The organism is Alteromonas sp. PRIM-21 (assembly GCF_027563165.1).
Taxonomy (GTDB): Bacteria; Pseudomonadota; Gammaproteobacteria; order Enterobacterales; family Alteromonadaceae; genus Alteromonas; species Alteromonas macleodii_A.
In genome coordinates, this window is sequence record NZ_JADOEK010000007.1 from 203036 (window position 1) to 215176 (window position 12141).

12 protein-coding genes are annotated in these 12141 nt (G+C 44.3%); 3 read left to right on the plus strand and 9 right to left on the minus strand.

What is annotated here, in order from left to right:
• Nucleotides 1-89: 89 nt before the first annotated feature.
• Nucleotides 90-992: an SDR family oxidoreductase gene (locus tag IW644_RS11925; RefSeq protein WP_269917792.1), complete on the plus strand. Its 903-nt coding sequence runs from the start codon at nt 90-92 to the stop codon at nt 990-992.
• A 138-nt stretch (nt 993-1130) separates the two neighbouring features.
• Here the strand turns inward: IW644_RS11925 and IW644_RS11930 are convergent, their stop codons facing one another.
• The 3 genes from IW644_RS11930 to IW644_RS11940 form a co-directional block, all read right to left on the minus strand.
• Nucleotides 1131-1559, minus strand: a complete 429-nt coding sequence (locus tag IW644_RS11930) for a ferritin-like domain-containing protein (protein WP_269917793.1) — start codon at nt 1557-1559, stop codon at nt 1131-1133.
• 103 nt (nt 1560-1662) lie between these two features.
• Nucleotides 1663-2310 (minus strand): peroxiredoxin family protein, encoded by a 648-nt coding sequence (locus IW644_RS11935; RefSeq protein ID WP_269917794.1) that lies wholly within the window; start codon nt 2308-2310, stop codon nt 1663-1665.
• A gap of 242 nt (nt 2311-2552) precedes the next feature.
• Nucleotides 2553-3542 (minus strand): YhdH/YhfP family quinone oxidoreductase, encoded by a 990-nt coding sequence (locus IW644_RS11940; RefSeq protein ID WP_269917795.1) that lies wholly within the window; start codon nt 3540-3542, stop codon nt 2553-2555.
• 197 nt (nt 3543-3739) lie between these two features.
• Here IW644_RS11940 and IW644_RS11945 point away from each other — a divergent pair, with 197 nt between their 5' ends.
• The gene (locus tag IW644_RS11945; RefSeq protein WP_269917796.1) at nt 3740-4162 is read left to right on the plus strand and encodes a winged helix-turn-helix transcriptional regulator; all 423 of its coding nucleotides are present in this window, start codon (nt 3740-3742) and stop codon (nt 4160-4162) included.
• Between the two features lie 140 nt (nt 4163-4302).
• Here IW644_RS11945 and gtfA read toward each other — a convergent pair whose 3' ends face one another.
• The 6 genes from gtfA to IW644_RS11975 all read right to left on the minus strand — a co-directional run bounded on the left by gtfA (nt 4303) and on the right by IW644_RS11975 (nt 10491).
• Entirely contained in the window at nt 4303-5799 is a 1497-nt protein-coding gene (gtfA, locus tag IW644_RS11950; RefSeq protein WP_269917797.1) for a sucrose phosphorylase, read from the minus strand.
• Between the two features lie 385 nt (nt 5800-6184).
• On the minus strand, nt 6185-6364 hold the full coding sequence (locus tag IW644_RS11955) for an oxidoreductase-like domain-containing protein (RefSeq protein WP_179983806.1): 180 nt from the start codon (nt 6362-6364) through the stop codon (nt 6185-6187).
• A gap of 194 nt (nt 6365-6558) precedes the next feature.
• Nucleotides 6559-8328 (minus strand): flotillin family protein, encoded by a 1770-nt coding sequence (locus IW644_RS11960; RefSeq protein ID WP_269917798.1) that lies wholly within the window; start codon nt 8326-8328, stop codon nt 6559-6561.
• Between the two features lie 18 nt (nt 8329-8346).
• Entirely contained in the window at nt 8347-8961 is a 615-nt protein-coding gene (locus IW644_RS11965) for an OB-fold-containig protein (RefSeq protein ID WP_269917799.1), read from the minus strand.
• A 175-nt stretch (nt 8962-9136) separates the two neighbouring features.
• Entirely contained in the window at nt 9137-9865 is a 729-nt protein-coding gene (lpxH, locus tag IW644_RS11970) for a UDP-2,3-diacylglucosamine diphosphatase (protein WP_269917800.1), read from the minus strand.
• 134 nt (nt 9866-9999) lie between these two features.
• The gene (locus IW644_RS11975) at nt 10000-10491 is read right to left on the minus strand and encodes a peptidylprolyl isomerase (RefSeq protein WP_269917801.1); all 492 of its coding nucleotides are present in this window, start codon (nt 10489-10491) and stop codon (nt 10000-10002) included.
• Nucleotides 10492-10693: 202 nt separating this feature from the next.
• Here IW644_RS11975 and cysS point away from each other — a divergent pair, with 202 nt between their 5' ends.
• Nucleotides 10694-12076 (plus strand): cysteine--tRNA ligase, encoded by a 1383-nt coding sequence (cysS, locus tag IW644_RS11980; RefSeq protein WP_269917802.1) that lies wholly within the window; start codon nt 10694-10696, stop codon nt 12074-12076.
• Nucleotides 12077-12141: the final 65 nt, after the last annotated feature.

Sequence of the window (12141 nt, forward strand, 5' to 3'; positions counted from 1 at the left end):
GTTGCAGTGAGCGAATCTTTAATATCTTGTTCCTTCGGCATGGGTCATGCACCCATAAGAATGTGTATATTCATTAAGGAGGAACAAATATGTCAAAGCAAGACCAATACACAATGACCGACCCTCGTACTCAATATGATAACGATGGAACCCATTACAACGATGACCAACCTGATCCTGCATTAGATAAAAAATTAGATCCGTCAGCCGACCATGGCGAAAATACTTATCGAGGTAGCGATAGGTTGAAGGGGCGAAAAGCGCTCGTAACAGGCGGAGATTCCGGCATAGGTAGAGCAGTTGCTATCGCTTTTGCTAGAGAAGGCGCTGATGTCGTCATTAATTACCTTCCCTCTGAACAGGAAGATGGTGATAAAACCGTTGCTATTCTAGAAGAAGCAGGCGTAAAAGCTAAGGGCATAGCCGGAGACATCAAAGACGAAGACTTCTGTGTTTCCCTTGTGGAAGAGGCGAATACCTTTTTGGACGGTCTCGATATTCTTGTAAATAACGCCGGCAAGCAGAAGTTTGTTGAAAATATTGAGGATATCACTACCGAGCAATTTAGAACTACGTTTGAAACTAACGTTTTCGCTATGTTTTGGATTACCAAAGCAGCAGCTAAGCATATGCCCCCAGGTGGTAGCATTATCAATTCTACATCTATTCAGTGTTATCAGCCTTCACCCGGCCTTCTGGATTATTCATCAACTAAAGGTGCTATTACTTCGTTTACCAAGTCGTGCGCTAAAATGTTGATAGAAAAAGGTATCAGAGTGAACGGCGTAGCCCCTGGACCCATTTGGACACCCATACAGCAAAGTGGTGGGCAAGCACCGAGCAAGCTTCCTAACTTTGGTGAAGATACGCCTATAGGCCGTGCAGGGCAGCCCGCAGAACTTGCGCCGGCGTATGTGTATCTAGCGTCTCAGGAATCTAGCTATGTCACTGCCGAAATACTAGGCGTAACAGGCGGGAAACATCTTCCGTAATAATTTTTTTAAAGAAATTTTATTTTCTAAAAAGATATTATTCAAAGAAGGGGCGTAATATAACGCCCCTTCTTTATTTTCTTAAAGCTATCGGCTGTTCCGAAGCGCTAAAACAGCGCGTTCGCAAGTGCTTTGCAACTACAATCTGTCAGCAGCGTCAGAGAACCATTGCTTATGGCGTTTCTCATCTGCCCAATGTCTTTCTATTGTTGCTCGCTCTTGCGGTGTAAAATCGTCATGGTCTAAAGCCTTTTCATACGCTTTGGTTGTGACCTCTTCATTAACAACCATTGCTTTCAAAATCGCTTTATCGTTGATAAGACCCGCGATGACAACTTTTCCCTTGGTCAGCACTTTCTTAAAATCAGCTTCAGTAACTCTATCCTCACTCCGTTGCACTAGCATTTGGTTTAGTGATTCTATATGCGCTTGATGGTCGTCTCGGAACATCGCTATTGTTTCCTTGAGACTTGGCTCTTCTATACGTTCTAGCGTTGCCTCGTAGGCGGCAAGAGCATCAAAGTCTAATTGGCATAGTTCCGATATCACTGTTGAAGTAGATGACATAGTTCTCTCCTTAATATGTCGGTTAAAATTATTTGTACCGGCATATCTCGGTAGAAGATTAACTATATTTAATTATTTTCTGTACACAGAGACTCGGGTCTAGTTAGCCCTTTTGAAGAGCTTCTATAATTTCTTGTGGTTCGGCTCGCGTTCTATAATCTACATCAACGTAGCGCCAAATAACTTGGCCATCTTTATTTAAGATGAATGTTGCGGGTATTGGAAGGATATTGCTATTCCCATTATTAATTGCTTCTAAGTCAAGCTGGCGGTCGTTACGCATATGCTCAAGTAAAAATTCTGGCACTTCCCACGCTACGCCATACGTAGCAGCAACTTTTGCCCCCTGGTCAGATAAGACAGTGAAAGGTAACTGCTTGATTTGCTCCGCGCTTAAACTGCTGTCGGGGCTCTCTGGACTAATGGCGACTAGTTGCGCGTCTAACGCTTTAATTTCGCCATTGATATTTTGCAGTGCGTTCAGCTGTAAGTTGCAATATGGACACCAACTGCCTCGATAGAACGTGAGTACCACTGCACCTTTATTTAGCGCTTCAGATAGCTGAAAAAACTCTCCCGTCGCAGAGGGAAGCGTGAAATCCGGCGCAGTGCAATTAATATCAAGCGCCTTTTCACCCTGCTGGAATGTACGCGCCTTTTCGATTTCTCTATCAACACCCTCCATAAAGGCAGGGTTGTTTTTTCGTCCTGCGTCGACTTTTGCTTGAGTTTGCGATTTAAGAGATGACATAGAGTACCTGACCTTATTTTTCAGCAACTATAAATTAGTGCTATTGAGTTAACTAAGCATTTGATAGTTGACAGGTAATACCTTTGTTTGTTCCTCGTTACTATAGTGTCGTAGCACCTTTGCGATAAATGCACAGGCAGACTCGGCTGTCAGCATGAACACTGTTAGGTTTCCATAAATATCGCTTTGTTTTGAGTTAATGCGACAAGGCTGCCATTACGGCAGCCTTTGCGTTCAACAAGCTAAAGCTTTACTAATGTTCTGCCTGACAGCTCGCCTTTTAATATGGCATCTATTTTTTGGCTAACGTCATCTAGCGACACTTCTTCAGTTAAATCGTCAAGACAGTCTAGTTTCCATTCGCTAGCTAATTTATCCCATAGCCTCAATCTAGGCGGCATGCGGCATTGCACCGAGTCGATACCTAGCAAAGACACGCCGCGTAAGATAAAGGGAAATACACTTACATTAAGATCAGCAGAAGCAGTCAGCCCGCAACACGTTACCGAACCACCATATTGGGTGGCCTTAATAGCCTGCGCTAAGTATTCGCCGCCTACAGTATCGACAGCGCCCGCGTATAGCTCTTTCAACATAGGGCGCTCTTTACTTTCTAACAACTCGTCGCGAGTGATTACTTTATTTGCGCCGAGGGTTTTCAAGAACGACTCATGTTCTTTTTTGCCGGTACATGCCACTACAGAAAAGCCAGCTTTCGCTAGTAGTGCAACTGCCACAGAGCCCACGCCACCTGTAGCACCCGTTACCAAGATATCACCTTTATCAGGTGTTATGCCGTGTTCAACTAACCCTTGTACTGATAGCCCAGCTGTGAAGCCAGCAGTGCCAATAACCATAGACTCCCTTAACGTTAGGCCATCTGGCTTAGGTACCGCCCATTCACTGGGTATACGGATGTACTCGCCAAAGCCACCGGAGGTATTCATGCCAAGGTCATAACCTGTGATGATAACCTCATCGCCTTCTTTGAACTGACCGTCATCACATGACACCACAGTGCCCGCTGCATCGATGCCAGGGGTATGGGGAAAATTTCTGCTAACACCAGGGTTACCTGTCGCAGACAAGGCATCTTTATAGTTAAGTGATGAATACTCAACCTTGATGAGCAGTGAGCCGTCTGGCAAATCATCGAGTGAACGCTCCGTGATGGAGCGAGTAAATGATTTGTCTTCCTGTTTTTCTACAAGCAAAGCCTTAAACGATGTCATACCTGTCTCCGTTGGTCGAAAATTTACACTACCCATTGTGACTATATATGAATTTTGTGCAAGTATGCACTTTTTAGTATGGTAGTACCCTAAAAGATACTATTGAAGTTGTATTTAGCTTTTTGCTTGTGTGCTTTTGCAAAAGGCGAGCTGATATTGAAGCAGTATCTTTTGCTTGATTGAGCTGAGAGGGCGAAATGGCAACAAATTTGAAAAGTGTAGAAACAGAGCCGTGCGATACGATTACTAAAGTCGAAGGTAACGCCGCGAATGCAAAACAGTGCGCTAATGAAAGCTCAAACGACCCTAAGCAATACATTTGCGGTGTAGCGGTATCGCTTGAGATTATCGGTGGTAAATGGAAAGGCGTTATTTTGTGGCATCTCTGTCATAAAACACTACGTTTCAGTCAATTACGAAGACGTTTGCAAGGCGTCACTCAAAAAATGCTTACTCAGCAGTTAAGAGAGTTAGAGCGCGATGGTTTGGTTAACCGGAAGGTGTATGCTGAAGTACCTCCTCGTGTGGAGTACTCACTTACTGAATTAGGTCGCACGTTAGAGCCAACCCTACGACAGCTATGTGATTGGGGTAGGGCCTACAACGATAACTACAGATAATGCGACTCAGGCTGCCAAATAAACTTGTTTTAGCTGAAAATAATGAAAACGTTAAACAACGAATTAGGTAAGGACGGCTAAGAACGGCGAGTACTGAGCAGATCAGCAGTACTCGCCTTAGTAGTCTTGTATTTTATGACTTAAGCGATTAACGAACTAATAGACAATGCGCTTTCTTCACCGTCTGCAACTGTCTTAATAGTCGCGTCCATCACGCTAAAATCTACGTGTAGTGACGCTGCATTGTTGCCATTTGCCCAAGACAGAGTCAAAACATTATCACTGTAATTTACGTCAAACGTGCCATTAAAGGCATCGCTTTCGTTTCTTAGGGTTATTAGCTGCATTAAGCCTTTAACTACTGGCTTTTTAACTGCCTCTTCGACCATAGTGGAAGACAAATAAGGGCGGTTAATGTCACGACCAACATTGGTGTTGGCGAGCAGTTCCATATCGTTATGGGCCGCAAGTAAGCCACCGTAATAAACCTGAGGAATACCCGGGCTAAAGAACTGAATAGCGCGAGCAACTAAATAGGCGAAATCATCCTTACCCAATGCGTCATAATAGGTGCAGTTAACCTGGTAAAGGTCGACATTGTTCGCCGCTGCGCCTGTGGCTTTCTTAGATTCACCGTTAGAATTTTCATGTATTTGGTCTACAAGTGCGTTAATTGCTTCAGCATTTAAAAGACCAGGTTTGTCACCACTTCCACCGACGTCGACAATCCCAATACCGTCGTGGGTATCAAGTACGGTAAAGCAGTTTCGTGGCGAAATAGAAAGCCAGTGTGCCAATGCGTCTGCATTTTTAGTAAACAAGGTGTGCAGTACAAGTGGTGGTAAAGCAAAGTCGTAGACGCTGTCGCAACGTGCGGCAATATCAATTTGAGTCTGATAGTGGCTGTGTATTTCTACTAAGCACTGCATGCCCATGTTACGCGCTCGGTTTGATAACTCTTCAATAAATTCAAAGGTTTCTTCAAGCATAAAGCAGTTCGAGCCTGCGCGTTTTATGGCGTAGCCTGCTGCGTCAAGGCGTATAAGGTCAACATTACTTTCAGTAAACGACTGAAGAATAGATGATAGATAGTCTTTGCCCAGCTGTGACTCTACATCAATGTCGATTTGATTAGAGGTAAAGGTGGTCCAGAATGGAACCGTCTCTGGGTTACCAGTTTCTGTGCCTACTTCATAATCGCTAAAAAATGGTGTTGGGCGAGGGCGGAACACTTGTGCTATTTGTTCGTCGATTAGCGCTGGGTCATTACCCTTGAAAATATCTTCTTTAGTTAAAAACAGTGGCCAATAGGTAGATTCGCGCCCGTTTTTCAACACGTCTTTAAACGCCTCGCTTTGGCCAGACATATGGTTAACAATAAGGTCAGCCATAATATCGACAGATTCACCCAGCTTTCTAACGCTGTTCCAATCGCCCAAGCGCTCATCCACTGACGTGTGGTCAATAGGGTCAAAACCTGCGTCTTCACCATCGTAAGGATAGTAGAAAGGAAGAATGTGAACACCGGTAAACAGGCCATTCAATGGACCTTCAAGTATTGCTGTCAGGCTCTCAATGTTGCCATCGCCAAGTCGATCAGCATAGGTGATTAGTTGAACGCCATTGCGTATAGACATGATAATTCTCCAAAACTCAGCATGCGCTAGCTCGTACTGCTCTTGTTCGCGAGTACACATTCCTACGGGTTAGGCACTATCAGCCTGACAGGCTTATAGTTGACCGTATAAAGGGCTTAGCTTAATTCTTAATGTTTTACCGTGGTTTCAATCAATATGATTGTAATACCCATTAAAGTGAAATCTTAATCGATTAAGTTAAAATAGCAGTAGAAAGAATATTTGTAAATGAGAAGTTTAAAAAATGGAACGCTTGAACTGCTATGCGGCGTTTTTGTTCACGCATAACTCCCGCATGTATTAGAGCAAGGTAGTAAATTTGAGGGCTGCCTAGTAGTAGGTAATAGTAATAGCGAACACGATAATCCCAAGAACGAGCGGACCGTTACTCCTGTGCCCCAGTGTTGGATGACTCACTATTATTTAATTCGTCGAATTCTCGCTTTGCTTCTTTCCACTTATCAAGTTTTTCAAAATACACGTCCCAAATGCATGGGCAACACGAACCACCGCCGCAACAATCGTCTCTTAATGGTTTTTCCGGCTCTTCAGGTAGCGACTTCATAAAAATTTAGTCTGCCTTTTTTATTCAAATATGCCTATGCACTAAGAGTATTCTTTATGTTCAACGTCAACCCTAAGCGCAGGAAATCAAAGCTGCATAACATGATATTACTCGTAAAAGCGCCCGAAAACAAAAAGCCCCGTTAAATAACAGGGCTTAGCTCATTATAGTGCACTATTTTTTACTAGTAAGCGTTATTCAATAGGTTGGCCGTCCTGCGCTTTATGGCCATTTAGGTTTTCTGGTGCAGCTACAACCGGCTTGGGCTTAACTGCGCCGGCTTTAGCCAAGATATCGCTGTTGCCGGTAACCAAGTCTGCTAAAGAGCCATTGTCGGCATCGACTAAACCCACTTCACGCAGCATAGAATCTACTAGTGGGGCGTTAGCACGGTAATTTAGCGCTGCCTGCGTTACTTGCTCAGCCAAGCCGTTGCCCGAGGTTGCAACGGTGTGCTCACCTTTTGCACCGCTACCTTGGCCGTAGCCTTGTAAAATTTTAATACCTTCAATGTTTTCAAGAGGCTTAACCGCTTGCTCAACAAGTTCAGGTAATATCTTAAGCATCGCAAGGGCTTTTTGTAGCTCAATTTGTTCGGTTTTGAGCGTATTCTCAGCTTCGTAAAGCGCTTGTTTACCTTGCGCTTCAACGGCAAGCACTTTCTCGTCCGCGTCGGCTTGCAGCATTTTAGCATCGGCTGCAGCTTTGGCTTCCGTAAGAATTGCGGCAGCAGAGTTTTCAGCCGCTTCTTTCTTAGCTTGCGCTTCAACAGTTATACCTACAGCTTCACGCTCCGCCTCTTTGCGAGCATCGATAACTTCAATTTGCTTCTTACGCTCAGCTTCTGCTACCGATTTAGCGGTAAGTACTGCTTCTTCTTTTTCCACTTTTTGCTTTTCAGCTTCTGCAGCTTTAGCGCGAGCAGCAGATTCTTCTTCCGACTTGGTAGCAACAGCAATTTGCTTCACTTGCTCTGAAACTTCAACTTCTTGCTGCTGGCGAATGCGCGCTTGTTCTAGCGCCTGGCGCTTGGCGATTTCCTGAGTTTCTATTTCACGAGACTTCTCAATTTCTGCCGCTTCGATAGCGCGGTTTTTAGCAATTTCTGCTTCGCGCTCTTCACGTTCTTTCATTTCTCGTTGCTTAGCAATTTCAGCTTTTTGCTCTTGGCGTTTAAAAGCAAGTACCTGTTCTTGCGCAAGGCGGGCTTCTTCTTCATCGCGTTTTACGTCTAACGATTGTTTCTCGGCAGCTAGGTTACGCTGCTCGATGAAAATACGGTTTTCTTGCTGAATGTCGTTCGTTTCTTTGCGCTTTTCTTCAATGATTTTAGTCAATCGAGCGCGGCCTTCAGCATCGAATGCATTGTTTTCATTGAAGAACTGAAGGTCTGTCTGATCGAAGCCAGTTAAACTTACCGATTCAAGTTCTAAACCGTTCTTCTCAAGGTCGTTAGCTACACTCTGCTGAACTTTTTGTACAAAATCAGCGCGCTGCTCGTGCATTTCCGTCATGCTCATTTCAGCAGCTACGGCACGTAATACGTCAACAAACTTCGACTCCATTAATTTTTTGACTTCTTCAGCGCGGGTTGTGCGAGTACCTAGCGTTTGCGCAGCCATTGAAATGCCGTTGGCATTCGGTGCTACACGCAAATAGAAGTCTGCTTTAACATCAACACGCATACGATCTTTAGTGATTAACGCGTCTTTTTGTATTTTCTCTACCTCTATACGAAGGGTATTCATGTTCACCGGAATAATTTCGTGAACAACAGGTAGAACCAAAGCGCCACCGTCTTTTATCACTTTTTCACCGCCTAGACCGGTTCTTACGAACGCAGTTTCTTTGGTAGCGCGGGTGTAGAGTTTGGCAAATATAAGGCCTATAACAATAAGCCCTACAACGATAGCACCGGCAATAAAGAGTATTGACGGCAAGTTAGATGGTTGAATTGTATCCATACTTTTATCTCTTTTAGGTTATAGATAGCGGGTGGCTAACCAGCTGTGTTGTTTTTTCTGAACTAAAATGACGCGCTCTCCCTGTGCGAACAATTCTTCATCTTCGAATGGTTCAACTAACACAAAATGAGGCTGAGAATAATGATCAGTAAATTTCGCTTCTGCCGGATTACCACGGCTTGCTTTACCAATGGTGATTTCCGCCACGGACCCGATAAAATCTTCGCTATTGACCGCACTAGACTCAACGCTTGGTAATACACTGGCGATAATTTTTACGGTTTTGGCTGCAACAAACAGCCCAACACCGAAGGCGAGAGGAACAGAGATAGCAGCAGGCAAAGTAATTTTAAATATGCTGGCTGTTAAGCCGTTTAGCATTAGGCCTGCAAGCCCAAATAAAGTAAGTAATACAACTAGGTATATGAGGAAAGGGACTTTATTGATATTTAACCAGTTAGCCAACGATGTACTTAAAAAGCCTTCGCCATCGACTTCAGCAAAGTCGTCGCCAAGCCCCAAAAAGCTCGCACCGAAAATAGTACTTATGAGTTCTAATATAAAAACAAAGAATACGGCTATAAGCGCAATGCTAAACCAGAAATTTGCAGGGGAAAGAAGAACATCTGTCATTTACACCGTCCATGATGACTAACTTGCTTTTATTCTTTATACCACAGAACAAAAATTAAGCCAGCGCGTAACGCATGTACTTTGGACTAGTTTGTAAGAAATGATGTTCGGCAAAACGCTAGTATTACCTAGATGGCTTGTAAAAAGAGGAAGACTTGATTCGTTCGAAAGACTGCTATTTACTAAAGTTATGTTGCTGCAGCATCACGTCGTTTCCTGTAACCTTTAAAACGCTACCTTGATCGTACCAATCACCCAGTACAATTCGCGTGGCAGGTTTGCCATTAGCTTCAAGGCTGTGAATGTTTGGCCTGTGTGTATGGCCGTGGATCATGCGCTGCACACCCCACTTTTCCATCACTTTCACCACCTCTTCAGGGGTAACATCCATGATATCTGGTTTAAGGTTTTGTTGCTTAGCCTTACTTTCCTTACGGCCATTATCGGCAACACGCTGTCTATACCATAAAGGAAGGGCAAGCATTAAACGAGGCCACCACCAACCACGAGATTTCTTGCGAAACTTCTGATAGGCAACATCACGAGTACATAACTCGTCACCGTGGGTCAGCAGGGTAGGCGTGCCGTACAAGTCTATGACCTCTTGTTCGTTTAACAGGGTCATGCCTGCTTTTGATAGCCACTTTTCTCGTATTGCGAAATCGCGATTGCCGTGTATAAAGTAAATCGGGCAGTGCTGACTAACTTCCTTAAAGGCTGTCGCTATAGCAGTATTAAACGGGGTAACATTGTCGTCGCCAATCCACACTTCAAATAAGTCACCAAGAACATATAGTGCGTCGGCGTTAATCGCGTCTTCTTTTAAGAAGCGCATTAAACACTCTGTTATATCTGGACGGTCTGCACTTAGGTGTAAATCGGCAATGAAGTAGGTGAACGACATAAATCTTCTTAAGTGTGGTTTAAAAAGCCGCGTTAACGATCACGCGGCTTTTATGTAACTAAAGGCTTGTTTTGAACAGCATGCCAGACAAGCCAATATTTAGTTAGGTATTTGACAGTTATCTAAGCAGTTACTTAGGCTACAACTGCTTTTTCAATGATCACTGGCTCAACAGGTACATCCTGGTGGTAGCCATGGTTACCGGTTTTAACCGCTTTGATCTTCTCTACCACGTCCATACCTTCAACCACTTTACCGAAAGCACAGTAACCCCAACCGTTTACAGACTTACTAGTGTGGTTAAGGAAGTCGTTGTTGTTCACGTTAATGAAAAACTGTGCAGTAGCTGAGTGTGGGTCTTGAGTACGCGCCATCGCGATGGTACCTACTTCATTTGCAACACCGTTGTCTGCTTCGTTTTCGATAGGCTCTTTAGTATCTTTCTGTTCCATATCAGGCGTAAAACCGCCACCTTGAACCATAAAGTTGTTAATTACACGGTGAAAGATAGTGTTGTCGAAAAAGCCGTCTTCTACGTAAGAAAGGAAGTTAGCTACTGTTTTAGGTGCTTTATCTTCAAAAAGCTCTAGGGTGATGTCACCGAAATTTGTTTTTAACGTAACCATTGTGGTTTGTCCTGTGTGTTAGCGTATATGTAAAGTGGGGGCATTTTAGCGCAAAACGAGTCAATAGCGCAAAACGGGTAGCAAGCGCAAAGAGACGGGTATGGCAAATAACAGCAATATCGCTGCAAAAGGCTTGTACCATTTAAATCGTGACAGTGCTAAACTTTGCGCCCCAAAATTATGACAAATAGGAAATATAGACATGCTACATCTTTACAATACCCGAACCCGTGAAAAAGCGAAGTTTGTTCCGCTTCAAGAAGGGAAAGTGGGTTTGTATGTGTGTGGTATTACTGTTTATGACCTAAGTCATATGGGTCACGCCCGTACCTACCTAAGTTTCGATGTTTTAGTACGCTACTTGCGTCACCTTGGTTTAGAAGTGAAGTACGTGCGTAATATCACGGATATCGACGATAAGATTATCGCTCGCGCCAATGAAAATGGCGAAAGCTTTGAGGCACTAACTGCACGTACTATCGCTATGATGCACGAAGATTTTGCGGCGATTAACTTACTAGAACCAGACGTTGAGCCAACAGTAAGTGGCCATATGGATGAGATCATTGAAATTATTCAACGTCTTATGGACAAAGGCTACGCTTATCAAGCTAAAAGCGGCGATGTGCTATTCGACGTAAGCAAGTATGAAGATTACGGCAAGCTGAGTAAGCAAGACCTAGAGCAGCTTAAAGCAGGTGCCCGTGTTGAAGTGGCGGCAGGTAAAGACGACCCGCTAGATTTTGTATTGTGGAAAACTACCAAGCCGGGAGAGCCTGCGTGGCAGTCACCATGGGGCGAAGGTCGTCCGGGCTGGCACATTGAGTGTTCTGCTATGAACCACAAGCACCTTGGCGCACACTTTGATATTCATGGCGGTGGTTCAGATTTAACCTTCCCGCACCATGAAAACGAAGTAGCTCAGTCGTGCTGCGCATACGATACGCCATACGTAAACGTGTGGATGCATGCGGGTATGGTGCAGGTTAATGATGAAAAGATGTCTAAGTCTTTAGGTAACTTCTTTACCTTGCGCGATGTGCTGAAAGAGCACGATTCAGAAACCTTGCGTTTCTTCTTGATGTCAGCGCATTATCGTAGCCAGTTAAGTTACTCTCAAGACAACATAACTCAAGCGAAGGCAGCCCTAGAGCGTTTATATACTGCGCTGCGTGGTGTAACCGTAGACGAGAGCACAGACCTTAGCTACGGTGGCTATTTAGCACGTTTCGAAGCAGCTATGAATGATGACCTAAACGTACCTGAAGCGTTTTCTGTATTGTTCGATGTTGCACGTGAGCTTAATCGCCAAAAAGACAATGCTGAAGAGGCAGGTAAACTGGCTGCTGTTCTCAAAGGGTTAGGTGCTATTTTGGGTATGCTTCAAAGCGACCCAGATACTTACCTTAAGGGTGGTGAAGGCAACGATGACGAAGCGGCTGAAATCGAATCGTTAATCAAACAGCGTAATGACGCTCGTGCAGCTAAAGACTGGGCAGCTGCAGATGCTGCGCGTGATGCCTTAAACGCAAAAGGCGTAGTGTTAGAAGACGGCCCAAGCGGCACGACGTGGCGTAAAGCCTAATTAGCAGCCTGTACCATTTGACAGAAAGAAAGCCCGCAATTTTGCGGGCTTTTTTATTTGGTAAA

Bases quoted from the DNA above. Each gene is read 5' to 3' on its own strand.
- IW644_RS11925 (WP_269917792.1), top strand. From the start codon at position 90: ATGTCAAAGCAAGACCAATACACAATGACCGACCCTCGTACTCAATAT.
- IW644_RS11930 (WP_269917793.1), bottom strand. From the start codon at position 1,559: ATGTCATCTACTTCAACAGTGATATCGGAACTATGCCAATTAGACTTT.
- IW644_RS11935 (WP_269917794.1), bottom strand. From the start codon at position 2,310: ATGTCATCTCTTAAATCGCAAACTCAAGCAAAAGTCGACGCAGGACGA.
- IW644_RS11940 (WP_269917795.1), bottom strand. From the start codon at position 3,542: ATGACATCGTTTAAGGCTTTGCTTGTAGAAAAACAGGAAGACAAATCA.
- IW644_RS11945 (WP_269917796.1), top strand. From the start codon at position 3,740: ATGGCAACAAATTTGAAAAGTGTAGAAACAGAGCCGTGCGATACGATT.
- gtfA (WP_269917797.1), bottom strand. From the start codon at position 5,799: ATGTCTATACGCAATGGCGTTCAACTAATCACCTATGCTGATCGACTT.
- IW644_RS11955 (WP_179983806.1), bottom strand. From the start codon at position 6,364: ATGAAGTCGCTACCTGAAGAGCCGGAAAAACCATTAAGAGACGATTGT.
- IW644_RS11960 (WP_269917798.1), bottom strand. From the start codon at position 8,328: ATGGATACAATTCAACCATCTAACTTGCCGTCAATACTCTTTATTGCC.
- IW644_RS11965 (WP_269917799.1), bottom strand. From the start codon at position 8,961: ATGACAGATGTTCTTCTTTCCCCTGCAAATTTCTGGTTTAGCATTGCG.
- lpxH (WP_269917800.1), bottom strand. From the start codon at position 9,865: ATGTCGTTCACCTACTTCATTGCCGATTTACACCTAAGTGCAGACCGT.
- IW644_RS11975 (WP_269917801.1), bottom strand. From the start codon at position 10,491: ATGGTTACGTTAAAAACAAATTTCGGTGACATCACCCTAGAGCTTTTT.
- cysS (WP_269917802.1), top strand. From the start codon at position 10,694: ATGCTACATCTTTACAATACCCGAACCCGTGAAAAAGCGAAGTTTGTT.